Annotated in this window: 23 protein-coding genes; 14 read left to right on the top strand and 9 right to left on the bottom strand. The window is 46.7% G+C overall.

Annotation, left to right across the window (positions count from 1 at the left end; all coding sequences use genetic code 11):
* Positions 1-54: 54 nt before the first annotated feature.
* From FSB75_RS18515 to atpA, 7 genes are all read left to right on the top strand, one after another.
* Positions 55-1851 carry an ABC transporter ATP-binding protein gene (locus FSB75_RS18515; protein WP_227990647.1) on the top strand — a complete coding sequence of 599 codons (1797 nt, stop codon included), beginning with the start codon at positions 55-57 and terminating at the stop codon, positions 1849-1851.
* A 229-nt stretch (positions 1852-2080) separates the two neighbouring features.
* Positions 2081-3403 carry a hypothetical protein gene (locus FSB75_RS18520; protein WP_146790520.1) on the top strand — a complete coding sequence of 441 codons (1323 nt, stop codon included), beginning with the start codon at positions 2081-2083 and terminating at the stop codon, positions 3401-3403.
* 167 nt (positions 3404-3570) lie between these two features.
* The gene (atpB, locus tag FSB75_RS18525) at positions 3571-4824 is read left to right on the top strand and encodes a F0F1 ATP synthase subunit A (protein ID WP_146790522.1); all 1254 of its coding nucleotides are present in this window, start codon (positions 3571-3573) and stop codon (positions 4822-4824) included.
* Between the two features lie 103 nt (positions 4825-4927).
* Positions 4928-5176, top strand: coding sequence for an ATP synthase F0 subunit C (gene atpE / locus FSB75_RS18530; RefSeq protein WP_146790524.1), 249 nt, complete (start codon positions 4928-4930; stop codon positions 5174-5176).
* A gap of 148 nt (positions 5177-5324) precedes the next feature.
* Positions 5325-5819, top strand: a complete 495-nt coding sequence (gene atpF / locus FSB75_RS18535; protein WP_146790526.1) for a F0F1 ATP synthase subunit B — start codon at positions 5325-5327, stop codon at positions 5817-5819.
* 98 nt (positions 5820-5917) lie between these two features.
* Complete coding sequence (gene atpH / locus FSB75_RS18540) at positions 5918-6481, top strand: ATP synthase F1 subunit delta (protein WP_146790528.1); 564 nt, start codon at positions 5918-5920, stop codon at positions 6479-6481.
* A 112-nt stretch (positions 6482-6593) separates the two neighbouring features.
* On the top strand, positions 6594-8174 hold the full coding sequence (gene atpA, locus FSB75_RS18545; RefSeq protein ID WP_146790530.1) for a F0F1 ATP synthase subunit alpha: 1581 nt from the start codon (positions 6594-6596) through the stop codon (positions 8172-8174).
* Positions 8175-8366: 192 nt separating this feature from the next.
* Here atpA and FSB75_RS18550 read toward each other — a convergent pair whose 3' ends face one another.
* From FSB75_RS18550 to FSB75_RS18560, 3 genes are all read right to left on the bottom strand, one after another.
* Positions 8367-10328: a M1 family metallopeptidase gene (locus tag FSB75_RS18550; protein WP_146790532.1), complete on the bottom strand. Its 1962-nt coding sequence runs from the start codon at positions 10326-10328 to the stop codon at positions 8367-8369.
* A 75-nt stretch (positions 10329-10403) separates the two neighbouring features.
* Positions 10404-11117 carry a nucleotidyltransferase family protein gene (locus FSB75_RS18555; protein ID WP_146790534.1) on the bottom strand — a complete coding sequence of 238 codons (714 nt, stop codon included), beginning with the start codon at positions 11115-11117 and terminating at the stop codon, positions 10404-10406.
* Entirely contained in the window at positions 11114-12607 is a 1494-nt protein-coding gene (locus FSB75_RS18560; protein ID WP_146790536.1) for a RapZ C-terminal domain-containing protein, read from the bottom strand. Before FSB75_RS18560 ends, FSB75_RS18555 begins: the two co-directional genes overlap by 4 nt.
* A gap of 271 nt (positions 12608-12878) precedes the next feature.
* On the opposite strand from FSB75_RS18560, the gene FSB75_RS18565 reads away from it, so the two are divergent.
* The 3 genes from FSB75_RS18565 (at position 12879) to FSB75_RS18575 (ending at position 15859) form a co-directional block, all read left to right on the top strand.
* Positions 12879-14270 carry a T9SS type A sorting domain-containing protein gene (locus FSB75_RS18565; RefSeq protein WP_172623217.1) on the top strand — a complete coding sequence of 464 codons (1392 nt, stop codon included), beginning with the start codon at positions 12879-12881 and terminating at the stop codon, positions 14268-14270.
* Between the two features lie 143 nt (positions 14271-14413).
* The gene (locus FSB75_RS18570; protein ID WP_146790539.1) at positions 14414-15223 is read left to right on the top strand and encodes a glycosyltransferase family 2 protein; all 810 of its coding nucleotides are present in this window, start codon (positions 14414-14416) and stop codon (positions 15221-15223) included.
* 135 nt (positions 15224-15358) lie between these two features.
* Entirely contained in the window at positions 15359-15859 is a 501-nt protein-coding gene (locus tag FSB75_RS18575) for a DUF4382 domain-containing protein (protein WP_146790541.1), read from the top strand.
* 81 nt (positions 15860-15940) lie between these two features.
* On the opposite strand, the gene FSB75_RS18580 is transcribed toward FSB75_RS18575, so the two are convergent.
* The 4 genes from FSB75_RS18580 to FSB75_RS18595 all read right to left on the bottom strand — a co-directional run bounded on the left by FSB75_RS18580 (position 15941) and on the right by FSB75_RS18595 (position 20249).
* A complete protein-coding gene (locus FSB75_RS18580) occupies positions 15941-17896 on the bottom strand; it encodes a T9SS type A sorting domain-containing protein (protein ID WP_146790543.1) in 1956 nt (651 codons plus the stop codon).
* A 71-nt stretch (positions 17897-17967) separates the two neighbouring features.
* Positions 17968-18384, bottom strand: coding sequence for a hypothetical protein (locus FSB75_RS18585; protein ID WP_146790545.1), 417 nt, complete (start codon positions 18382-18384; stop codon positions 17968-17970).
* A gap of 282 nt (positions 18385-18666) precedes the next feature.
* Positions 18667-19764 (bottom strand): metallophosphoesterase, encoded by a 1098-nt coding sequence (locus tag FSB75_RS18590; protein WP_146790547.1) that lies wholly within the window; start codon positions 19762-19764, stop codon positions 18667-18669.
* Positions 19765-19868: 104 nt separating this feature from the next.
* Positions 19869-20249: a RidA family protein gene (locus tag FSB75_RS18595; RefSeq protein ID WP_146790549.1), complete on the bottom strand. Its 381-nt coding sequence runs from the start codon at positions 20247-20249 to the stop codon at positions 19869-19871.
* A 97-nt stretch (positions 20250-20346) separates the two neighbouring features.
* On the opposite strand from FSB75_RS18595, the gene FSB75_RS18600 reads away from it, so the two are divergent.
* The gene (locus FSB75_RS18600; RefSeq protein WP_146790551.1) at positions 20347-20976 is read left to right on the top strand and encodes a 3-hydroxyacyl-CoA dehydrogenase family protein; all 630 of its coding nucleotides are present in this window, start codon (positions 20347-20349) and stop codon (positions 20974-20976) included.
* Positions 20977-21015: 39 nt separating this feature from the next.
* Here the strand turns inward: FSB75_RS18600 and FSB75_RS18605 are convergent, their stop codons facing one another.
* Both FSB75_RS18605 and FSB75_RS18610 read right to left on the bottom strand, forming a co-directional pair.
* Positions 21016-22302, bottom strand: coding sequence for a Y-family DNA polymerase (locus tag FSB75_RS18605; RefSeq protein ID WP_146790553.1), 1287 nt, complete (start codon positions 22300-22302; stop codon positions 21016-21018).
* A gap of 15 nt (positions 22303-22317) precedes the next feature.
* Positions 22318-22743, bottom strand: coding sequence for a LexA family protein (locus FSB75_RS18610; protein WP_146790555.1), 426 nt, complete (start codon positions 22741-22743; stop codon positions 22318-22320).
* Positions 22744-22845: 102 nt separating this feature from the next.
* Here FSB75_RS18610 and FSB75_RS18615 point away from each other — a divergent pair, with 102 nt between their 5' ends.
* The 3 genes from FSB75_RS18615 to FSB75_RS18625 all read left to right on the top strand — a co-directional run bounded on the left by FSB75_RS18615 (position 22846) and on the right by FSB75_RS18625 (position 25263).
* Positions 22846-23424 carry a 2'-5' RNA ligase family protein gene (locus FSB75_RS18615; protein ID WP_172623218.1) on the top strand — a complete coding sequence of 193 codons (579 nt, stop codon included), beginning with the start codon at positions 22846-22848 and terminating at the stop codon, positions 23422-23424.
* 27 nt (positions 23425-23451) lie between these two features.
* The gene (locus tag FSB75_RS18620; RefSeq protein WP_146790559.1) at positions 23452-24063 is read left to right on the top strand and encodes a 2'-5' RNA ligase family protein; all 612 of its coding nucleotides are present in this window, start codon (positions 23452-23454) and stop codon (positions 24061-24063) included.
* A gap of 111 nt (positions 24064-24174) precedes the next feature.
* The gene (locus FSB75_RS18625; protein WP_146790561.1) at positions 24175-25263 is read left to right on the top strand and encodes a PA0069 family radical SAM protein; all 1089 of its coding nucleotides are present in this window, start codon (positions 24175-24177) and stop codon (positions 25261-25263) included.
* Positions 25264-25267: the final 4 nt, after the last annotated feature.

Genomic DNA, 25267 nt, shown 5'->3' on the forward strand with positions numbered 1-25267 from the left:
AACACGTGAACAAGTGAACAAAGGAACCTGTGAACAAGTAAACAATATTTTCTCTTGAGTACTTCCACAAAAAAGAACGTTTTCGACTTTAGCCTTCTTTCAAGAGTGCTGATGTTTACGCGGCCGTACAAACGCAAATTCATCGGCTCTATTGCAATGGCTGTTGTGTTAGCAGCTATCACGCCTGTGCGTCCGAAGCTGATTGAAATAACGGTGAACAAATACATCGCCGCCGCCGACAAAACCTTTGCCGATAAAGCCATTGAAATTCTTGTTTGGATAACGATTTTTCAAATTGGCTTCACCGTTCTCGAAACCCTTCTTCGTTTTTATTTTTCGTACATCACTTCATGGCTGGGACAAGCCGTGGTAAAAGACATGCGGGTAAAAGTGTTTGGCAAAGTGCTCAGCTTAAACCTTCGCCAGTTTGATAAAACGCCCATCGGAACACTGACGACGAGAACCATTGATGACATCGAACGCATCAACGATATTTTTTCCGACGGACTCATTCCCATCATTGCCGATTTGCTTTCCATTCTTTGCGTGCTGGGCATCATGCTTTACACCGACTGGCAACTGACGCTCATCAGCCTTATTCCTTTTCCCATCATCATCGTGGCCACATATTATTTTAAGGAAAGCGTCAACAAATCTTTTTACCGCGTACGCAACGCCGTATCGTCCTTAAACGCTTTTGTGCAGGAACACATTACGGGCATGTACATTGTACAAGCGTTTGCTGCCGAAAAAAGAGAAGGAGAAAAGTTTGACGAAATTAACCGCGAACACCGCGACGCCAATATCAAGGCCATATTTGCTTACTCTGTTTTTTTTCCGCTGGTAGAAATTGTGCTGGCACTCAGCATGGGATTGATTGTTTATTACACCGGCAGACAGGCCTTGAATTTAGGCGTGGGACAAGAGGGGAAAGTGATGTCGTTCATTCTTTACCTCAATCTTATTTTTCGTCCGTTGCGGGTGATTGCCGATAAATTCAACGTGCTGCAAATGGGCATGATTGCCAGCGAACGGGTGTTTAAAGTGCTGGATAACGACGACGTGCTGCCGCCTTCGCCGCCCGCCGCTTATGCGCCGGCGCACGTAAAAGGCAAGATTGAATTTGACCGCGTGTGGTTTGGCTATAACGAAGAGCACCCGGTATTGAAAGACGTTTCCTTTTTGGTAGAACCGGGCGAAACCGTTGCCATTGTGGGCCACACGGGCAGCGGAAAAACAACGATCATTTCTTTGCTCAACCGTCTTTACCAAATCAATCGCGGCCAAATAAAAGTGGACGACGTTCCGGTGGATGAATTTGACGTTGACACGCTTCGCAAAAACATCGGCGTGGTGCTGCAGGACGTGTTCTTGTTTCCCGGTTCGGTGCTTGACAACATTACCTTGATGAATCCTTCTATTCCCAAAGAAAAAGTAGTGGAAGCGGCAAAGCTAATCGGGATGCACGAGTTCATTTTGCAACTGCCGGGCGGCTACGATTACAACGTGATGGAACGCGGCGCCACGCTTTCGCTAGGCCAGCGGCAATTGCTATCCTTTATTCGGGCCTTGCTTTATAATCCCGCGATTTTGATTTTGGACGAAGCCACATCTTCGATTGATACTGAAAGTGAACTGCTGATTGAAAAGGCGATTGACAAACTCATCGCCGGACGCACCTCAATTGTGATTGCGCACCGGCTGAGCACCATTCAGCGGGCCGACAAAATCATTGTGCTCGACAAAGGCGAAGTGAAGGAAGTGGGCAGTCATTTGGAACTTTTGGCAAGGGGCGGCTTTTACAGTAAACTGCACCGTATGCAGTTTGAACGCAAAATGCAAGCGACGTAAAACGGTTTAGCCAATAGAGAGTTGTTTTTACGCCGGTTGTTGCATGCAAGAGTGATTTGTCGCCGGAAACCAGGGCAACGAAGTCTCTTGGAAAATGCAAACGTTTCGGCACGAAGAAAAATAGCCGCCTTGCATACGATTACAGCCTTCTTTGCGTTTGATTGAAAACGGCTTTTGTGTATCCGGATTCTGGAAATTGGAATAGATTAGCCGAAAATTCGAAACTGATATGCGGTATTTGCTTATTGGGCTGTTGGGATCATTGACCCTTGGAATCGTTTACTCCTGCCAAAAGGAAACCAGTATTGAATACGGCACTGCCGCAAAAGGCAGCTTGCAAAGTTCGGCTGGCGATTGCCTGCCGAAAACGGTGGCCGGCAGTTATGCGCCGGGTAGAGCGCTAAACGATAGCAACTATATAGAAGTGACCGTAAACGTAACCACCGCTGGACCTTACACCATCTTTACCGACACCGTAAACGGTTATGCTTTTAAAACTACCGGCACCTTTTCGGGCACCGGAACAAACACCGTGCGACTAAAAGGCGGTGGCACACCGGTCACCGCTGGCACCGATGATTTTACGGTCTTTTTCGATTCGAGTTTCTGCGATATTTCCATACCGGTTAGTGGCAGCAGTGGTGGCACCGGCTGTGGCACCTCTGTTGTACAGGGAACTTATACCGCGGGTACGGTACTTGTCGCAGCAAACACCGCAGTGTTTACGCATACGTACGCAACAGCCGGTAATTATAGTGTGAGCACCAATACTGTGAATGGTTATTCGTTTGGGCCAACTTCTTACACAGCTACCGCAGGTTCAAACACCGTTACGCTAACGGCAACAGGCACGCCCACGGCGGCCGGCACCAACAACTTTAATATTAATTTCGGCGACGGCCAAACCTGCTCGTTTACCGTTACGGTGGGCAGCGGAACGGTAACACAAAACACCGATTACTTCCCAACAACCCAGGGCAGTTGGTGGACTTACGACGACATTAAGAATTCCGATACGTTTAAAGTAACCGTTAACGGAACGCAGAGTATTACCGTTTCCGGCAACACGCAGACTTACCAGAAGTTTGTTTACTCCGACGCTACCGGCCCGTTCTATACCGAGTATTACCGTAAAGACGCCGCCACCGGCTTTTATTACCAATCTTTCGACACAACGGGTTCGGGCTTTGGCCAGGCGGGCGTTACGCTGAGCCAGGCAAAGTTTGACGTGTTGTTTTTGAAAAACACGCTGGCAACCGGCGCCACCTGGACCACGGACATCTCGGCTACGTACTCCGGTTTGCCCACCACCATTCGCTTTGCTTATACTTGCGTTGATGCAAACGCAACCAAAACGGTGAACGGCAAAACGTTTACGAACGTCTATAAAGTACAGTATAAGATCCAGGCAAATGTTGCCAATTCCGGCTGGCAGGATGTTCCTGGCGGCGGTCCTTTCACTTCGTATTATGCAAAAGGCATTGGCCTTCTTTCTGCGGACGATGATACGGGTTCCCCGACGCAGAACATTCGCTACTGGCAGGTTAATTAAACCCCGTAAAAATGAAGCAGCAGATGAGGTAAAAGAGCTTTGCCTGCTGCTTCATTTTTGTTTGGTTAAAAGCGTTGGCGTGGTTGAAAATTGCCGCCCTTTTCTTTTCAAAGCCGTTTTCTATTTAGGCGTGCCCCCTTATCTTTGCGCCAAATTTCAGAAACGTGATGGCTTTAAGGCGAATCAAATCCTTGTCTGTAGCGGTTTTTAGCGTATTGTTGGTGTTCTTTTCTTATACGTCCTTTGCCCAAGGCGACCCCGATAGCAATAGCAAACTGCAACGCGAAGACAAAATGCCCGAGAAAGCTGATGAAAAAGGCGGCGCAGGCGAGAAGAAAGGCGCCTTTGATGCCAACGAAGTCATCTTCGGTCACGTGATGGATGCCCACCAGTTTCACTTTTTCTCTTGGGTTGGCGGCGGCGGCGAACAGCATCATGCGGTCATTCCCCTGCCTGTTTTGCTTTATGAACCCGGACGAGGCTTTGCTTTTTTTAGTTCAGGAAATTTTCACCACGGCGAAGAAGCTTACGACGGATACCGCATCGTTACCGAAAGTTACCGCGAAAACCTGAAGGCAAAAGGCATGGGAGAAGATCAAATCCGCCTTTTGCAGGACGAGCAAATTGTTGCCGTTGACAACAATGGAAATCCGATTGACCGCAAGGTGTACGATTTTTCCATTACCCGCAACGTGGTGCAAATGTTCATCGCTCTCGCTCTTTTGGTTTGGCTGATGCTTTCCATTGCCAAACGTTACAGCACTGGCCAAGGCATTACCTCGGCGCCAAAGGGTTGGCAAAACGCCATCGAACCCGTGGTGCAATTCATTCGCGACGAAGTGGCAAAGCCAAACATGGGCCCCCATTACAGGAAGTACATGCCGCTTCTGCTGACACTCTTCTTTTTCATTTTAATCAACACGGCCTTTGGCTTAATTCCCGGTTCGGCCAACGTAACGGGCAACATTGCCTTTACGTTTGTTTTAGGCATCATCTCTTTTCTGGTAATCACGTTCAGCGGTAACGGACATTACTGGAAACACATTTTTTGGCCGCCGGTGCCGCACGGCATCAAGCCCTTGATGATTTTGGTGGAGATACTTTCCATGTTCACAAAACCGTTCGCTTTAATCGTCCGTTTGTTTGCCAACATGTTGGCCGGTCACATCATCATTATTTGTTTGGTTTCGCTGATATTTATTTTCGGTCACCTGAGCACCGGCGTTGGTCTTGGCTTTTCGCCCATTTCCATTGCCTTTGCGGTATTCATTTACGTGATTGAAATTTTGGTGGCTTTCATCCAGGCCTTCATCTTCACCAACCTGACCGCGGTATTCATTGGTCAGGCCACCGAAGACGGGCATCATACGGTAGAAAGTGCGCACAACGGCGAGCCGCCAACGGAACCGCTGATTCTTTAAGTTGATCGTTGTCCGTTGACAGTTGCCCGTTCGCTCTTCGGCTAACGACCAACGAACAACAATCTTGGCTTTTGGATTTATTCATCATTATAAAAGAACAAACATGAGTTTACTTTTCACTTTGGTAAGCACGGTAGCATGGGCAAATGCCGGTGGTGCTATTGGCGCTGGCCTGGCGGCCATCGGTGCCGGTATCGGTATCGGACAAATTGGTCGCGGTGCGGTAGAGTCTATTGCACGCCAGCCAGAAGCTTCTAACGACATCCGTGCAAACATGATCCTGACTGCAGCCTTCATTGAGGGTGTAGCGCTGTTTGCCGTAATTGCCGGTATTCTGGCGATGTTCGTTTAAAAAAACAAAACCGCATCCAAAGCACAGGGCGGCGGATGCGGTTTTAATTAGCTGGTTAACCACTGTGCTGATGCGGTAATGAAGAAGGTCTGAGCGAATAAAACTTCATTATCAAATTATCGAATTATCAAATTATCACATTAAGTATATGCGTTTACTGACACCGGAATTAGGGTTGATCTTTTGGACGGCGCTGGCCTTTATTATTGTGTTCATCGTGCTGCGCAAGTTCGCCTGGGGCCCGATTTTAAAATCACTTGACCAGCGTGAAAAAACCATTGCTGATTCGTTGGAAAGTGCCGACCGCGTAAAGCGTGAAATGGCGCAACTGAAAAACGAGAACGAAGAGCTGATGGCCAGGGCCCGTGAAGAAAGAAGCCTGATGCTGAAAGAAGCCCGCGATACAAAAGACCGCATTGTGAACGAGGCAAAAGAGCAAGCAAAAACCGAAGCCAATAAAATCATTGCCGAAGCGCAACAACAAATCAATGCGCAAAAAATGGCGGCCATCACGGAAGTAAAAAACCAGGTAGGCAAGTTGGTAGTGGAAGTAACCGAAAAAGTGCTGCGCAAAGAACTGGCCGGCAAAGACGCCCAGGAAGCCCACATCAAAGCGATGGTGGACGATGTAAAACTGAATTAAGAAACAGGATATTGTTATATTGAGATATTGCGATATTGACGGAAACCAAACTGTCGAATTGCAATACCCCAATCACCAATGTCTCAATATCGTTTTAAATGTTGAACCCACGAGTTGCCTCCCGTTATGCGAAATCGCTGCTTGATTTAGCCGCTGAAAAAGGCCAGTTGGAGCCGGTGCACGCCGACATGCTTTACCTGCAACAACTGATTAAAGGCAGTCGCGATTTTTTAGGCTTGCTGCGCAGTCCCGTCATCAAGGCTGATACAAAAATTAAAGCTATAAACGCAGTTACAGCCGGCAAGGTTAGCCCGATTACGACCGTCTTTATTGAACTGATGACAAGCAAGGCCCGGGAGGCTGTTTTGCCCGAGATCATCACTTCTTTCATTCAGCAATATAAAGAACACAAAGGCATTCAAACCGTGAAGCTGACAACGGCGGTTCCGGTGAGCGACGCACTAAAAAATGAAATCATCGCACAAGTGAAAAAGACCGGCGGTTTTGACAAACTGGAATTAGAAGAAACCGTTGATCCGAACATCATTGGTGGCTTTGTGTTGCAGGCTGGCGACAAGCTGATTGACGCAAGCATTGCCTACGATTTAAAAAACATTTCACGTCAATTTGAGAACAACGATTTTATTTACAAAGTAAGATAGCGTTAACAATAATGAGTTATGAGTTAAGAATTATGAATGAAATCATGAGTCTTCTCAAACTCAGACGAAACGATTCATAACTCATAATTCTTAATTCTTAATTAGTGATACTATGCCAGAAATAAAACCAGATGAAATAAGTGCCATCCTGCGCCAGCAGTTGAGCGGCTTTAACGCCAGCGCCGACCTGGAAGAAGTGGGAACCGTTTTGCAAATGGGCGACGGCATTGCCCGTGTGTACGGCCTCGGAAACGTTCGCGCCGGCGAGCTGGTGGAATTTGAAAACGGCGTGCAAGGCATTGCCCTGAACCTGGAGGAAGACAATGTGGGTGCGGTATTAATGGGAGAAATGGGCACACTGCAGGAAGGTTCGAAAGTGCGCCGCACCGGACAAATTGCCTCCATTAAAGTGGGCGAAGGCATGGTGGGTCGCGTGGTGAATACCCTCGGCGAACCCATTGACGGCAAAGGCCCCATCTCCGGCGAACGCTATGAAATGCCGCTGGAACGCAAAGCTCCAGGGGTGATCTATCGCGAGCCAGTGAAAGAGCCGCTGCAAACGGGTATCAAAGCCATTGATGCGATGATTCCCGTAGGCCGTGGTCAACGTGAATTGGTAATTGGTGACCGCCAGACTGGTAAAACAGCTATCTGTCTTGACACCATCATCAACCAAAAAGAATTCTTTGAAGCGGGCAAGCCCGTTTACTGTATCTACGTTGCCATCGGTCAAAAAGCATCCACCATTGCCGGTGTGATGAAGACTTTGCAGGATGCGGGTGCAATGGCCTACACCACTATTGTTGCAGCATCTGCATCTGACCCTGCGCCGTTGCAGTTCTACGCGCCGTTTGCGGGTGCGGCCATTGGTGAGTTTTTCCGCGACACCGGACGTCCGGCCCTGATTATTTATGATGACCTTTCCAAACAGGCCGTTGCTTACCGCGAAGTATCCTTGTTGTTGCGTCGTCCGCCGGGCCGCGAGGCTTATCCTGGTGACGTATTCTATTTGCACAGCCGCTTGTTGGAACGTGCGGCCAAAGTGATTGCGAATGACGAAGTAGCAAAGCAAATGAACGACTTGCCCGAAAGCATTCGTCACTTGGTAAAAGGCGGTGGTTCGTTAACGGCGTTGCCGATCATTGAAACGCAGGCCGGTGACGTATCGGCTTACATTCCAACAAACGTGATCTCTATCACTGACGGGCAGATCTTCCTTGAATCAAACTTGTTTAACGCGGGTATTCGTCCGGCCATTAACGTGGGTATCTCTGTAAGCCGCGTGGGCGGTAACGCACAAATCAAGTCCATGAAGAAAGTGGCCGGTACGTTGAAGCTTGATCAGGCTTTGTACCGTGAGCTGGAAGCCTTCTCGAAATTTGGCGGCGACCTTGACGCGGCCACGAAGAACGTAATTGACAAGGGAGCCCGCAACGTGGAAATTTTGAAGCAGCCGCAGTACTCGCCGGTGCCGGTGGAAAAGCAAGTGGCCATTATTTATTTGGGCACGCAAGGCTTGCTGCGCGACGTTCCCGTAAGCAAGGTGAGAGAATTTGAAGAACAATTCCTGATGGAAATGGAAAGCAAATTGCCTGATGTGTTGCAACAGTTTAAGAAAGGCGCACTGCCCGATGACGGCATTGCCAAAATGGTGGAACTGGCAAACGGCATCATTCCACAGTACAAAAAATGAGTGATGAGTAATTAGTGGGTTCACTCTGCTGGGTATCTCCATAAAGTTGAAGCGGCCTTTGGGCCGCTTTTTATTGCAGGAACAAAAAGTATCTTCAGATAAGCACTAGCCATTGGACAGCATAAGCTTACTAAGTCTGAATAAAAGAAAGGATTTGCATCGCAAATCCTTTCCTTATTAAAACCAGTTTACTTACATCGCCGGCTTCCACCCGTTGTTCTTTCTGTTTAAGTCCGGTAGTTTTTTCTCCGGATCAAGAACCACCTCGGTGATTTTGCTGTCGGGATAAACATAAAATGTTGTTTCGCTGCCGCGCATCCAGGCTTCAACGGGAATGGTCAGCGATTGCGTTTTCCCGTTTGCTTCTTTAATCAATACCGGCACCGGCATCGCCATTTGCTCTACGTTTTGTAAGGTGATGGCATAGCCGGTTTGGGGAGCCGTTCCTGTTTGCGATACGCTTTTTACCGCTACATCAAACTTGTAATTGTTAAACACCCAACTGCGCCAGAACCAGGCCAAATCTTCACCGCCGGCATTTTCCATGGAGCGGAAAAAATCCCAGGGTGTTGGATGTTTGTAAGCCCAGGTCGCAATATATTCTCTGAATGCACGGTCAAAGCGTTCTGGCCCCAAAACCACGTCGCGCAAGGCATTCAGCATTTTCGCAGGCTTGTCGTAAGCGGCTGTGCCCAGGTTAAATTCGGTGATGGCATCGGCTGTGGTAAAGAGCGGGTCCATCTTGTCGTTAAAGGTGAACTTCAGCATTTCTTCGCCTGCGAAATAGGAGAAGTTTGCAAACTCGCCTTTGTTGAAGGCTTTTGTAGAAAGACCGTTGATAAATGTATTGAAGCCTTCGTCCATCCAGGCATATTTGCGTTCGTTGCTGCCCACCACCATGGGAAACCAGTTGTGACCAAATTCATGATCAACCACGCCCCACAAATCGGCGCCGGTTGATTGATAACTGCAAAACACAATGCCCGGATATTCCATGCCGCCCACAATGCCCGCCACGTTCACCGCAACAGGATAGGAGTATTCAAACCATTTTTGCGAATTGTATTCAATGGAAGCTTTGATGAATTCCGTACTGCGTTGCCAACCGTTTTGCTTGATGCTTTCAACGGGATAAACGCTCATGGCCAATGCTTTTTTGCCGCTGGGCAAATTCATTTTTGCTGCGTCCCATACAAAGGCTCTTGATGCACCCCAAACCGCGTCTCTTGCGGCCTGAATTTTAAAGCGCCATGTAAGGTTTGCACCAGAAGGCCTCGACTTCGGATTGGTTACTTCTGCAACGTTGCGAATAACAACGGTCTTGTCGCTGTTGCGGGCTTCTTTCAATCGCTCTATTTGTTGCGATGTCAAAACATCCTTTTCATTTTGCAATTCGCCCGAACCAACGATGATTAAATTAGATGGTGCGGTAATGCTGTAATCGAAATCGCCGTATTCCAAATAAAACTCACCCTGACCCAAATACGGATTTGTATTCCATCCCTGGATGTCATCGTACACGCACATGCGCGGGTACCATTGAGCGATGGTATAAATCCAGCCGTTCGCCGTTTTTAATCGTCCCATGCGGTCGGTGCCGTATTCCGGAATGGTAAATTCGTAAGCGATGTTCAGTTTTGCTTTTGCGCCTGCCGCCTTCAAGGCTTGCGGCAACCATACCTGCATGCGTGTATCGGTGACGTTGTACTGCGGCGTAAATTTCTTCCCGTCCACTTCAACCGAGATGGATTTAATTACATCGCCTTGGGTAAACATCGCGTTTGTGTAACGTCCACCTGTGCCTGCGGGTGATGATGCGTTGCGGCTGTCGGCGCGATAAATATTTTGTTCGACGTAAAGCCACAAATAATTAAGGTTGTCGGGACTGTTGTTGGTGTAACTGATTTCAACCTCGCCGGAAACCTTGTGCTGTGTTGTGTCAAGCGTAACGTTCAACTTGTAATCGGCGCGGTTTTGCCAATACTTCGGTCCCGGAGCACCGTTGGCCGAGCGGTATTCGTTGGGTGCGGTGGGATAAAACTGCAAATCCCAAAGGGCTTTCGGATTGAACTTGGAAACGGTACTTGTTGGTGTTTGCGCAAACACGATCAACAAACCAAAATTGGCCAACAAGGCCAGCATTGTTTTTTTCATTGGTAAAAATCTTGAGCGGTGAAATTACAGAAAGAGAATCCCTGTAAATCTTGTGCCGTAAACCCTGCATACGATTTAAGGAAACATTGATTCGGCAAGAGCGACGCTTTCGGGTTTGCCTACATCCAGTACGCGGCTTTCGCTGTGATCATAACCGATAATCTTGTGTGTTGATGCAAGCGAAAGATAAACGTCAATCAACGAAAATTTCCCGGTTTGCTTGACGGCATTAAAAATCGATGGTTCGAAAAGTGCTAATCCGCTATAAGCTTTTTGAATGTAGTTGTCGGAGTGAAAAGAAATGCGTTCTGCTCCTGTTGAAATATTTCGCCAGCCGCACAAACGGCTGTTTTCATTAAAAAGAAGATAGCGGCTTGTTGTACGATTTGTAACACCTAACGTTATGTCTGCACTTTGCTGTTGGTGATAACTGATGAAAGCGGTGAGATTAACATCGGTGAGGATATCAACGTTGATGGTAAGAAAACTTTCGCCTGCTAAATAATTTTTAGCTTTCAACAAACCGCCACCGGTTTCCAATACTTCGTTGCTTTCATCGCTGATGGTGATGGTGCTTCCCCAGCCATTTGCCTTTTCAATCGCATCAACAATTTGATCCGCGAAATGGTGAACGTTTACAACAACATCTTTGATACCGTATTGCCGCAAGTATTCAACGTTGCGTTGCAATAAACTTTTTCCGTTTACGATCGCTAAAGCTTTCGGATGTTCGTCAGTCCAGGGTTTGAAGCGTGTGCCCAAACCTGCGGCAAAGATCATGGCTTTCATTCGTCTTCTTTTTTTAAAGCGGGGTACGATGAACCCAAAGGATTCTTCCACCCTTTCGCTTCTTGCTCGCGGTGACAGAGTTCAATCTTCACTTTGTATTTGTTGCGCAAGTGCCTTGCCGTGGCATCGGCCGCGTACACGCTCCGGTGTTGACCGCCGGTACAGCCAAAGTTTATCGTTAGGTGATCAAACCCGCGTTTAATGTATTCTTCCACCGAAATGTCCACGATGTCGAAAACAGAATTTAAAAAATCATTCATGCGTGTTTGCCGCTCGAGGTATTCCATCACGGGCCGGTCGCGGCCGTGAATTTCTTTGTACTCCACGTGACGACCCGGGTTGTCAATGCCGCGGCAGTCGAACACAAAACCACCACCGTGAACGCTCTTGTCTTCGGGTATGCCTTTGCGGTAAGAGAAGGAGCAAATTTTTACGTGGAGTGGTGTGTTTGCATCAGCCTGCACCGGCGTAAAGCGGGCCATAATTTCATTGTCAATACAAAGTTGCAACACCTTTTGGAACTCCGGCACCGCAATGCCCATGTTGTTGTTGTCAACAAACCATTTTAGGTTTTTTAGCGCTTGCGGAATGGAGGTTAAGAAATGCGCCTTACGTTCAAACAAGCCCCGAAAGCCGTAAGCACCCAGCACCTGCAACAGGCGTATCAAAACATAGCCGTTGTATTGGCTGCGAAAAACATCGCGGTCAATCGTTGTGCTGATAACGTTTTCAAAGGAATCCATGTACTCTTCCAGCAAAGCTGTTTTCCATTCGTCGGGAAGGTTTGCTCTTGCCTGCCACAACATGCTGGCCACGTCGTATTGCGGGGCGCCTTTCATGCCACCCTGGTAATCGATGAAGTGTACTTGCTTATCCTCTGTTACCATGATGTTCCGGCTTTGGAAATCACGAAACATAAAATACTTGTATTCGGTATGCGTGAGATAATTGCTTAAGGCTTCAAAGTCGTCAATCAGCCGTTGCTTGTCGTAAGGTTTGTGCAAGGCATCCAGAAAATAGTATTTAAAATAAAGCAGGTCGGCCATGATGGCTTGCTTGCCAAACTCCTTGTTGGTTAAACACTTTTCGTAGTTCAGGCCTTCGTCGCCCTTTACCTGCAGGCGGACCAATTGATACAAACTTTCTTTGAACAGCTCATAAACCTCCGGCACGCAGCCTTTCTCTTCCAGGATGTTCATGAGTGACGTATCGCCAAAGTCTTCCTGCAAGTAAACCGTTTCATCCTCGCTTACGGCTATGATCTCCGGAACATGCAATTCTTTTTTGTGAAATTGTCCGGAGAAATAAATAAATGCTTCGTTCTCGGGCACATTCAACCCGTGCGTACCGATAACGGTTCTGCATTCGTTGCCGTGCAAACGAAAGTAGCGGCGGTCGCTGCCCGATTGCTGAATGACATCTACGCTTGTGGGTTCACTTCCGCACCAGGTTTTGTACAATTGCGTAACGGCGTTTATCAGTTCTTGCATAGCCGGCAAATTTAGCTTCGTTCGACATGACCTTACCTATCAAAATTTCGCCTTGAAATAAATTTTAATTTATTTGGTTAGTTGCGTTCACTTCCTCTACATTTGTATCACCTTCCTTTGAATACGCCACGATTTACCTCTGAAACACCAGACTCCCCAAGCCGAACCTAATCTCCTATTTTGATGAGCCAACCATTGTCCTGAAAGCTGCTTGAACGTTCAAGCTTAGTTTGGCATATTTCCTTTTTTATAACCCCAAAAACTAATGATTATGGCAACTTCAGTACTCAATTTTCTGAAGAAGAACACAGGGAAAGCTCTGCTCGGCGCTTCCTTGTTAGCATCCAATCTTCTTCAAGCCCAAACGGGCAATGCAATCGCTGGTTATGATTATCTCGGTTCTTGTATGGTGAGCGGACAACCACACTATTATTACGTATCAAAAGGTGAAGCTCTCTGGCCAGCTGCTAATACGGCCGCGATGACGATCGCCAACGGACAAGGTTATTTGGCTACCCTTACCTCACAGGGGGAAAACGATTGCGTGTATAACTTGTACAAAACTTATCTCATTACCAGTGGTCTTGGACAGCCTTCTGTAAACTACACGCCAGGAAATCCAGCGGGTGAAGGTTCTTACTACGATAAGAGAAATCCCTGGATTGGATTGACTGACCAAGCTTCTGAGGGTACTTTCTTATGGTCTAACGGTGAAAATTGCAGCGACTTTAGAAATTGGGATTGCGGAACAACCCCTAGTCCCTTTAATGGATTATTATGTGAACCAAATAACGTTGTAAAGGGCGGCAATTCAAACGGTGAAGACTATGTTCAATTGTTGGCGTTTGGTGACGGGCCGGATAACAGTGCCGGCGGTTTGGGAAGAAAGCACCAAGGTTTTTGGAACGACTGGTTTAACACTGAATCACAGCTCTACATTGTAGAATTTGGACCCAACACTTGTTTGGGTAACGAAGGTTGCACTCCTGGCTTCTGGAAAAATCATCCTGCTGTTTGGCCGGCTAGTTATTCGGCAAATGATCTTGCCAGTATGTATTTCACCTTCCCGAATGGCACGGGTTCCTCTACATGCAACTTGACCTCATTTGGCAGCCAAACCTTGATGCAATCACTGCAAGGCGGCGGTGGCCCTGGTATCAACGGCGCGGTTACTATCTTGATACGTGCCGCAGTTGCGGGCTTGTTAAACGCCGCTGATCCCCGCGTAGACTATCCATTGAGCCCTGTACAATTACAGAACATGGTGAACGCTGCCCTTGCTACATGCGACAGGAATCAAATATTGGCCTTGGGAACTACAATTGACGGCTATAACAACCTCGGTTGCCCAATTGACGCACACGGAAATCCGACAACAACCTCGCGAAGCAGTGACCCGGCTTCAATGGGACTTAGCAACGCCTTTACGGTTAGCGGTTACCCCAACCCGTCAAGAAGCAGCTTCAACATCCAGGTGAGCGGTGTTTCAACAGAAAACGTTTCCATTAGAGTTACCGACATGACCGGCCGTTTGATTGAGCAACGCACAAGCGTTCCTGCTAATCAAACCATTCAAATCGGCAGCACATACCGTGCAGGTTTGTATTACATCGAAGTATCTCAGGGCGCGGCCAAGCAACAACTGAAAATGGTGAAACAATAAAACCAAAATCAGCAAATAAAAAATGGCAGTCTTTGACTGCCATTTTTTTTATAATTAGACGAACCAATTTTCGTTGCCGCTGGTGCTTTTTCTATTTTTATCGCAGCGCACTGTGAACAAGCATGACCGCTAAAACAATTTAGATGAACCCTGTTGTAAGCATCATAATTCCAACCTACAATTCAGAAGCAACGCTTGAAGAATGCCTGCAAAGCATCGTACAGCAAACCTATCCGCACAAAGAAGTTATAGTTATAGACGGCCTTTCAAAAGACGGTACGGTTTCGCTCTTGCAAAAGTATCAGGCGCAGTCTTCCTTCATCACTTATGTTTCCGAAAAAGACAACGGTATTTACGACGCTATGAACAAGGGCATAGACAAAGCGAAGGGTGACTACCTGCTTTTTTTGGGCAGCGACGATCAGCTTTTTTCTAGTAATGTGTTGACAGAGATTTTTGCCGACGCAAAGAACGTGGACGTTGATTTAATCTACGGCAATGTTTTTTTTAAGCATGCCAAAAGAATTTATTCCGGTGAATCGAGTTTGGAAAAGTTAATCGGTGAACAAATCAGCATCTGCCATCAGGCCATCTTCTACAAAAAAGAAATTTTTGAACGCATTGGCAAGTATGATTTGAAATACTTCGTTCACGCCGATTACGACTTGAACGTAAAATGTTTTGAAGACGCAACGATTAAAACAAAATACATTGACAAGATCATTACGTTATACAATGAACGCGGCCTGAGCGGCCTGCAACCAAACAAAGACGGCTTTCACGATTGGCTTACACTGCATTACATCAACAAGTATGTTTCGCCTTTTGCTTTAATCATAAAAATGAAAAAGCTAAGTGAAGAACTGCAGGACATTAAAGGCTCCAAAGCATACAAATTAGCCAACACTTTGTCAAGCACATTAAGCCGGTTACGAATGCTTCGGCGCCGGTAATGCATCCTCGCTTTGTCGTTACCCTTCGTACAATTACGGACGAAGAAAAGTTTATTGCGCAATGTTGCGTAAATCCCGCAAGGCTTCTTTTTTTGGCATGTTTCTTTCTTCCTTTGCACAACTAAAACGTTACCTATGAACTGGAAACTTTCTCTCGCAGCCTTTTCTTTTTGCGCAGTGCTTTTCGCTTGCAAGAAAGAAGACAAACAAGTGCCCGTACAAATCGTCCTAACCGACAACCCTACAGACTTTGACGAAGTAAACGTTGACATTACGGACATCCGTGTAAAACTTGACAAGGACACAACGGACTGGATCTCACTAAACACTAAAGCCGGCGTGTACAACCTGTTGGCCTTGCAAAACGGCATCATGGACACCTTGGCCACAGGCACTGCACCCACGGGTATTCTAAAGGAAGTGCGTTTTATTTTAGGATCGAGAAACACGGTTAAAGTGAACGGTGTTATGCAGCCGCTTGTTATTCCCAGCGGAAGCGAAAGTGGGTTAAAGATTAAAATTGACAAGCACCTCGGCGAAACACTTAACTCTTTTGTTCTTGATTTTGATGCCGCTCTTTCTATCAAGCAAGAAAACGACGGCTACAAACTGCGGCCGGTCATTAAATTAAAGTGATAATATCTCACTGTAAAAAAGAAGAGCGTTTCGAATATGAAACGCTCTTCTTTTTTGTGCTGCAATTCTGCACGGCTTTGTTTACTCAACCAATATCTTTTGGGATAAGGTTTCATCGCCCAAACGGACAACCACAATGCAAACGCCTCTTGTGCGGCAGGTTAAGTTATCAAGATGAAGAGCGTTTATGCCCCGCTGAGCGTAACCGGTTGTGGCAAGCACGCTGTGGCCGACAGTGTTATAAACTTCAACTTTCATTTCAACTTCTTTTTGAGATATTACTTGCAATTGCGCAGTTCCTTTTACGGGGTTTGGATAAACAAGCAAACGGTTGTTTTGATTTTCTGTAACCGGCGTAAAACGGAGAGCATTGCTGTAATTAAAAAGGGCATCCTCACTCATCAACTTGATGCGGTAATAACGTGCTCCATTCAATTCATTGGGAATCTGAAAAGCGTAAGCGGCGCTTTGTGCTGCTGAGGGTTGGGGATAAACAGTGGTGATGGTTATAAAGTTGACGCCGTCGGTGCTTTGTTGTACCTCAAAAGAACGGGCTTGAAGATTATCCTGCACCCGCCAGCTAAGCCGGAGTTCTTTATTGGCTTGCGTGCCCTTAAAATCAAAAATGCCGTTGGCGTGAAGTACAGTGCACAAAGGCATTTGGAAAACCTGCACCGTATCGCTTGCGTAGGCGGAGCATCCTTCCTGCAAATATTGTGTTACGATATACGTGCCTGGTTTGTTTACGAAGATGGTTGTACCCGTAGGGCTGGTAATGATATTGCCATTGAGGGTTGTCCATTGGTAAACCGATGTGGCTACCGGATTGGTTACATCTACTTCTGCAATGTTCGATCCTTCGCAGATATACGGTGTAGCCGTGAGTGCCTCTACACGAGGCGATAAGAAAAAGTCAAACGGCCCCACAAAATCTTTTAATTCTGATGTAAATGAAGCAGAGGATCTTGTTTTAACGAGGATTCTGCGGAAGGGCATACCGCAACTGTTGCTGCCCAAAAGCGTTACGGGATCAAGGCCCAGCTTTGTAAGGTTTACCGAGAACTCTACAAATTGTTTTGCTGCGTAATCAGTCATCAGAGCATCGCTTTGCAAGACAACCGAAAAGGGTCCGCCCCAAGTTCCGTTGCTGCATTGAAGCCCCGTGTAATACGTGCCAGAGGCCTTGGGTTTAATGCTGGCGTAGCCATAGGTGGCGCCGGTAGTGGCACCGTCAAATTGCCCGGTCCAATCAAAAGAAGTGGGGGTAAGAGAAAGCGCTGCGCTGTTTACCCAAATACGAGCTTCAATGTTGCTGAGCGATGAACTTTGGTACTCTGCGCTGAAGATGATGTCACCGGGTTTTGTAATGTTGCCCGCCGCATCAAATTCCCAACTTGTGTGGCCGGCGTTAGGACCGTACCCATAAAATTGTCGCGTGCTACGGTCGTAATAAATATCGGTTTGGTACATCTCGAAATCGAAATACCGGTTGCCGGTGGTGTTGTCCAGCGAGAGGCCGCCAAACATCCAAAGCGAGTCCGTTCTGTTTGGCCCAGCACGCCTTACATGCACCATCATGTCAAGGATATCGTTCTTGTCGGGGACGCCTTGCGAAACGGGACACTGCCAGTTACCCGGACTGTCGCCATTTTTGTTGCCGCCAGAAAAAACAGTGGAATCATCGCCGTGATAGTCACGAATGAAAACAGCATCAAGCATCAGGCGATTGTTAATAACGGTATAAGCAGGAAAACGCATGTTGCGGTAAAACGGCAGCCGGCGTGAGGCAATATTGCTGTTATAGCCTGCTACAATAGCGGCAGCGCCTGTAGTGTCAATAATAAATTGACCTGTACCGGAAGAGCCGGGATAAAGAAACCAGTCGTCGTTGCCCGAAGAGACGAAACCGTTAAAATAGTTCGACCGAAGATCGCCGTCCACGCCAAAATTTGCCCGGATAACGGGTGTGGTAATTTGGCTGTAAGTTTTTACGGTAAAGACAAAGAAAAGAGGCGTGAAAACTAAAGTTGTTTTCATAGGGGTTGTTTTAACGTTAGGGAGAACAACAAGCGGTGAAGCTTTGTTTGTTTTCACCGCTTGTTGAAATCTTACTTGTGGCTAACGATGCGCACTTGCGAAACATCCGATACGGATGTTGTGCCATCGGTCATAAGAGCCACGATTCGGTAACTGATTGTACCTGGAAAAACTTCGCTGTCGGTAAACGTAAAAGACCGCGTGCTGTTAAACGGTACAGATCCGGCGTCTTCCCAATATGCATAAGGGTCGGTTGGGTCTTCATAGGTACGTTGTACACTGAAGCCCACAACGCCGTCAGCCGATGCAAGGTTCCAAACGGCGGTTATGCCTTTTCCTTGCCGGTGCGTTCGGAAGGAACCAAAGACAGATGTTTGCTTGCTTATAACAAGCGGTCGTTCTTTGCTGGCAAGGGCTTTGTGCGGAAGCACACAAACAACGGTCAGAGCAAACATTGCTGCGAGGAAAGAGTAGCGGATTGTTTTCATAAGGTAAAATTTAGTTTCCTAAAGCTACCGCCTTCTCCTTTTTAGAAACCCTGCACTTTCACGCTTTTCGCGGGGTGTGATTTTTATTAGAATTTACAGGCCGGACCGTAAAACCTACGTGAAATATTACCCGTGAGATTTACGGTAAACGTGCGAAGGCCAACTGCTGATTTAATGGCTTGGGACGATTTACGTTTTTGCCGACCAAAAAAACTTTTCAGGCTTGCATTGAATGAACATCTTTCCTGTCGTTCCTGAAAAAACAGGGAGTAGTATAGCTGATTAGTCAATGGCCTTGGACAAGGCTTCGAGTGTTTCTTCTTCTAACACTTCACGACTGGACACACCGTCGTTAACGGCCCATTTTACAAGGCGTAAACAACCGCCTTCAATTTCAATCCCCGTGATGTCGCCGTCGCTGTTGCAGCAGCAACCGGAATTGAAATACGTTGGCCTCATGCTGAGATAATCTTTCGATACGTGGTTGTATTCGAATTTGCGTTTTTGAATTTCCGCCTCGGTTTCGTGTATCAACTGCTCGTTGCCATCGGCTTGCGCCTGCAACAATTGACGGTAGAGCCGTTCAATGTGCGTGAGCGATTCAAACACCGGCTGGTGCGTGTGCCCGGTGACCAGCAATACGTTTTTTTGTTCTGCGCTCCACTCGTACATCAGCCGGTTGTGCAGCGTTTTTAGTTGCGCATCGTAAGCGGGTGTGTTCGGATTTATCTTCAACCAAATTTGCAAAGGCGCCCAAACTTTGGAAACAAAAAATTTGCTGAACCAATTGCCGTCGCTCGCTGCATCTCCCTGGTGGCCGTGCGTACAAAATATTTTTAGCTCCTTGCCCGCAACGGTTGTTTGCATCAACACGCCATCATAAATGCCAACGTCGCCTCCAAACAATTTTTTGATTTGTGCAATGGTCAGCGGATCGTTCTTCCAATCCAGGTCATGGTTGCCAATGGTTTTGTAAAACCGGGCCTGCGCAACAAATTTTTGATAACGTTGAAAGCTTTGTTGCTGGTGCTTTACAACGGCTGTCAATCTGTTTTCCCACAGTTCTTCGCAATCGCCCAGCGCAATGAAAGCGAAATTGTTTTGATCGTAAAAATCAAGTGCGGCCAGGTAGTTGTTTTCGCATAGCCGAAAGTCATCAGCACCATCACCGGCGCCTTTGTGCTGGTCGGAAAAAATAATGAAGCGGCCTTCTTTCTCGTCGAAAGGAATGACAACACCTTTGCTTTCCTTCCCGTTTTCAATGCCCCGCATTACTTTGCTCAGCCCTTCAAACACCTTGTCTTTTTTGGGGCTTGACGAAAATTTATTTGTCAGCCAAAGAATGATTTTGAACAACCGTTGTTTAAGCCAGGCAATCATAATTGCGTTCCGGTTTGGGTGAAAAGGAATTCGAATCTTTTATAAAAAAAGCCCTGCGTTTGCAGAGCCATTAAGATATTTCATATCTGCGAAATGCGGAATAATCATGCAACGGCGATCGTGCTGATTTCAACGTTTACGCCTTTGGGCAAAGCGCTTACCTGCACCGTTTCGCGTGCCGGAAAGGAGCCTGAAAAATATTTGCCGTATATCTCGTTGATCTCGCTGAACCGGTTCATGTCGGTAATGAAGATGGTTGTTTTTACCACGTTGTCGAAGCTCAGGCCTGCATCGGTTAAAATGCTTTTCAGGTTTTGCATTACCTGGTGCGTTTCGTCTTGTATGTCGCGGTTTTTTAAGTTGCCGGTGGAAGGATCAATGCAGATTTGGCCGGAGATGTAAAGTGTATTGTTAACCATTACGGCCTGGTTGTACGGGCCAATGGGGGCTGGAGCGTTTTTGGTGTTGATGATTTTCTTTTCCATAGTACGAATTACACGAATTTGGATGAATTCTGGCGAATTAATTTCGTAACCATTTTGGCATTTGTGCAATTGGTATTAATTCGTGTAATTCGCGTTTATGCAAATTGTTGTTTTAGCCGGTGTACTTCAGAAGGAAGAATTGTTGCGCAGCCAGATGACGGCTAACGTTGTTTGGATAAATACCGTACAGGAGTTTTCGCAACACCGAAACGCAGATGCTTTTGTTGATTTAAAGTTTGTAAATACTATCGAACGTCAACAGGTATTGCAACAACTGTTGCCAAAGCCCGTCATCGTAAACAGCGTTGTGCATACGCTAAGCGAAACACACGCTTCTTTCATCCGCATCAACGGATGGAATACATTTCTGTCTTCTTCGATAATAGAAGCCGCTTGCAATAACAACGGATTGAAAACAAAAGCAGAAGCTGTTTTCGCGTTGTGGAACAAAGAACTTCAATGGCTGCCCGACGAAGCGGGCTTTGTTACACCAAGAGTTGTGAGCACCATTGTGAACGAAGCTTTTCTTGCGCTGGCCGAAGGTGTGAGTACTAAAGATGAAATCAACACAGCCATGAAACTTGGAACGGCTTATCCTTACGGGCCGTTCGAATGGGCGGAGAAAATAGGGGTGAGAAATATTGTTGCGTTGTTGGAAAAATTAAGCGCCACGCAGGAGCACTATACACCGGCCGAATTGTTGATGAAGGAAGCGCTGATTGATTGATTGGCGTTATTGCTTTCAACCAATCAACCGGTCAACCAATCAACTTACTTTGCACAACTCATTCCATCTTGTGGTATAACGCGGTGTTTGAAAGTCCTGCCGCATCTTCCAGTTTCTTTTTGTGCCCGACGAAGCAAATTTCACCACGTCGCCCCGCATGCTGAAATTGATGTTGTCAATCTGCTCCATCAAAAAACGGCCAATGCTTTTTTGTTGCTCAAACATATTTGCCTGGATGGCATCATCGGGTACGATGCCGCTTAAAACAACGCCGGCCTTTTTGTATTGCTTGCCTTCCCGGTAAAGTTTTTCAGCCAGGGCAATGGCTGGCTTTATCAACTCGTTTGTTTGCGAAGTAGGATAAGGCAAAACGATGTGTGAACTGTACGTTGGTCCGTGCCTGAAATGCGGATTGACGGCTTTTCTGTTCTCTTTTTCATTGGTTACCACAAACACGTTAATCATTCCCGCGGCGCTGTTCTGTCTCCGAAGTTTTTCCGCCGTTCTTGCCGTGTACGTTGCCACGGCTTCCTTGATGTCTGCGAGTGCCGTTACCGCATTGCCAAACATGCGGGTTGTGGCAATCATTTTTTTGTCTTCATACGTGTCCATCACGATGGCTTCTTCGCCGCGCAGTTCTTTGATCAAGCGTACGCCAACAACACCGCCCAAATTTTTCCTTGCCCATTCTTCGGGCATGTTGCGCAAGTCCCAGCCGGTATGTATGCCCAGATCGTTTAGTTTTTTTTGCGACCGGCCACCAACGCCCCAAAGCTTTCCAACAGGCGTTATGCGCAGGGCCTTTGCAATTTTTTCACCGGTTTCCAAAACGGCAACGCATTCGGTTTGCCGCTTGTATTTTTTTGCAATGCCGTTGGCCAGCTTGGCTAACGTTTTTGTCGGCGCTACACCCACCGATACGGCGACCCCTGTCCACCTTTCAACTGTGTGACGCAACTCCATCGCAAATTCCCGAAGCTTGTTTTGTGGCAGAAAAAATAAATTCACAAAGGATTCGTCAACCGAATAAACTTCTACGTTGCGATCGCCGGCCAAATGACGCAAGGTGTCCATTACCCGCATGCTCATGTCGCCGTATAAATTGTAATTGGAGGAAAAGAGGCCGACGTTGTATTTTTCAATCAACGGCTTTGCGATAAAATAAGGGCCGGCCATTTCTACGCCAAGATCTTTTGCTTCGTCGCTGCGGGAAATGATGCAGCCGTCGTTGTTGCTCAACACAACCACGGGCCTGTCATCCCACTTCGGCTGAAACACTCTTTCGCAGGAGCAATAGAAGGAGTTGCAATCAACGATGGCATACATGAGTGTATTGTTTCGTTAAACGTTGTGAATAATGTACGTCACTACGCCCCACAACTTCAGCTTATCCGTCACATCAATCGAGTGTAATTTTTTATTGGCCGCATGCAAGAGCTTTTTGCCTTCTGTCACTTCAAGCTTTCGTATCAACAGCTCTCCATCCACCACCGCAATCACAATCTTTCCGTTCTTTGGCTCTAATGACCTGTCCACAATCACTACGTCGCCAATGTGAATGCCCGCGCCGCTCATGGCATCGCTGTTCACGCGGAGAAAAAAAGTAGCGGGCTTGTTTTTAATGAGTTGTTCGTTCAGGTCTATGCCGCGTTCGGCATAATCATCAGCGGCAGCGCCAAATCCGGTAGCGTTGGCTGTGCGAACATTTTGCTGCGAAAAATCTTTCGAACCGTTATAGGCTGAATAATAAAAGTTTTCCCCATTCATGGTCTTTGGTTTTGTTATGCTAAATTAGTTAGTAATTTTATGCTAACGAATTTAGTTTATCAACATCGCTGCATTTCATTGTCAAAAACTAAAACCAATAAAATGAAACAACTTCGATTCCTCTTTCCTAACGATCCATGGCGCTACTTGTTCTTAGCATCTCCTGACAGAGATTTAGCCGCTCGGGTAATGGATGTCAAAGAAGACTTCTATTTTTCTTACGGTCATAAAATAGCGGTAGACACCCTGCCACACATCACGCTGGCTGCTTTTAATGCAACAAAAGATTTGGAAGCCTCCCTGATTGCGCTGTTGCAAAAAATATGCGCCGGATATTCCAGGTTTACAACGCCATTGCAGGATTTCGCCGGTTTCGAACGGTATGATAAATCCACCATTTATATTAAAGTACAAACGCATCAGCCCTTTCTGGAATTGGCAAAAGGTTTACGTGCTGTTAATCATCTTCTTCAAACCGATGGTTGTTCCTCTGCTTATTTGGTAAACCATCCGCATCTCACTGTTGCAAAGTGGATTCCTTATCTAATGTATTTAGAAGCAATGGAAGACTTCAACTCCAGAAGTTTTCGGGATGTGTTTGTAGTGAATAACCTTCTCTTGTTAAAGAAGCAGGAAGGTGACGAAAAGTATCAACGGGTAACCACTATACGCCTTTTCTAATTCATTTATCAACGAAAACCAACCAACATGCAAAAGCAAATTACCAGCATTCCGGGTTATCGTGTATTTGAATGTCTCCTGGTGCTTCAGCCGCATGAAGAATTGCGGGCTCAAATCACGGCAATTAAAAAAGAATTTGCGGAGAAGTACAAAGCTCCCTTGGCCTTTCACACAAAGCCACAAATTGCACTTGTCAGTTTCCTGGCCTATCAAATGACTCAAGAACGGATCATCAACCGTATTGGTACCATTGCCATGGGAGTAACGCCATTCAAAGTTGAGTTAAGCGGCTTCGGTTCTTTTCCTTCGCATACAATTTACGCGGCCGTTACCACCAAAGTCCCCATTCAGAATGTGGTAAAGGAGCTGAAATCGGCGACGCAGTTAATGACGTTGAAAAAGGACAACAAACCGCATTTCATCGAAGAATCGCACCTTACCATTTGCCGCAAGTTAAAACCCTGGCAATTTGAAGAAAGTTGGCTGGAGTATTCACATCATCACTTCAGCGGACGGTTCATTGCAGATAGTTTAATTCTCCTGCGCCGTCCGGTTGGCGAAATAAAATACGAAGCCATCATGCGTTTTGAATTTCAAAACTTACCGGTAGCCACTCGACAGGGAAGTTTATTTATGTAACCGGCTGCGTTGCTACTATGAACCCCTGTTGCAAGTTTACCCTGAGCTTGTCGAGGGATACTCTTGTGCGTCCGGTAATCCTATTCTGCAAACAAACCAAGCCAACAAATCATGAAAGGAGAAAACAAAGACCAGGAGCAAAAACCCGTTGATACCTACAAGCACGGCCGTGGTGCCCAGTTCAATACGAAAAACAAATTCATCACGCAGGAAACAACAAGAGAACACATCGAAGGCATTGACGAATGGATAGACGATGAGGTGAAAACACAATACCTTGAAGTCTTTCCCAAAACCATCGTCAACAAAGTAGAGAGCGCCGACGTGGGCATGATGTACAGCATGAATCCGTATCAAGGTTGCGAACACGGCTGCATTTATTGCTATGCCCGCAATTCGTTTGAGTATTGGGGGTATAGCGCAGGACTTGATTTTGAAAGCAAAATTCTGATAAAGAAAAACGCACCGGAATTGTTGCGCAAGTTTTTAATGCACCCAAAATGGGATGCGACGCCCATCATGCTGAGCGGCAATACCGATTGTTATCAACCCGCCGAACAAAAGTTTCGCATCACACGAAAGCTGCTTGAAGTCTGCAACGAGTTCAATCAGCCCGTGGGCATTCTTACGAAGAATGCCTGGATAATTAAAGACAAGGACATCCTGGAGCAAATGGCGGCGAAGAAAATTTTATCGGCGATGGTTTCCATTACTTCGTTCGACGACAAAGTGCGGAGGGTGATGGAGCCGCGAACCGTGACAGCCAAACAGCGTTTGAAAGTGATTGAAGAATTGAGCAAGGCCGGTGTGCGCATGGGCATTATGATGGGGCCAATGATACCGGGACTGAACGAACACGAAATGCAGCGCATCATGAAAGCCGCGAGAGACGCCGGCGCAACATTTACTGCGTACACGTTTATTCGCTTGAACGGCGCCATTAAAGATTTGTTTTACGATTGGCTGTACAAAAACTTTCCCGATCGTGCGGACAAAGTATGGCACCTGATTGAAGCCAGTCACGACGGAAAAGTAAACGACAGCCGTTGGGGCATTCGCATGAGAGGCGAAGGAAACATTGCGCAACTGGTGGCACAGCAATACAAAAAATACGGGAAGCTGTACGGCATGAATGCAGAAGAATGGAGCTTGGACAGAAGCAAGTTCAGAAGGCCGGGCGAGCAGGGAAGATTGTTTTAAGGAT

Source organism: Flavisolibacter ginsenosidimutans, assembly GCF_007970805.1.
Lineage (GTDB): Bacteria > Bacteroidota > Bacteroidia > Chitinophagales > Chitinophagaceae > Flavisolibacter > Flavisolibacter ginsenosidimutans.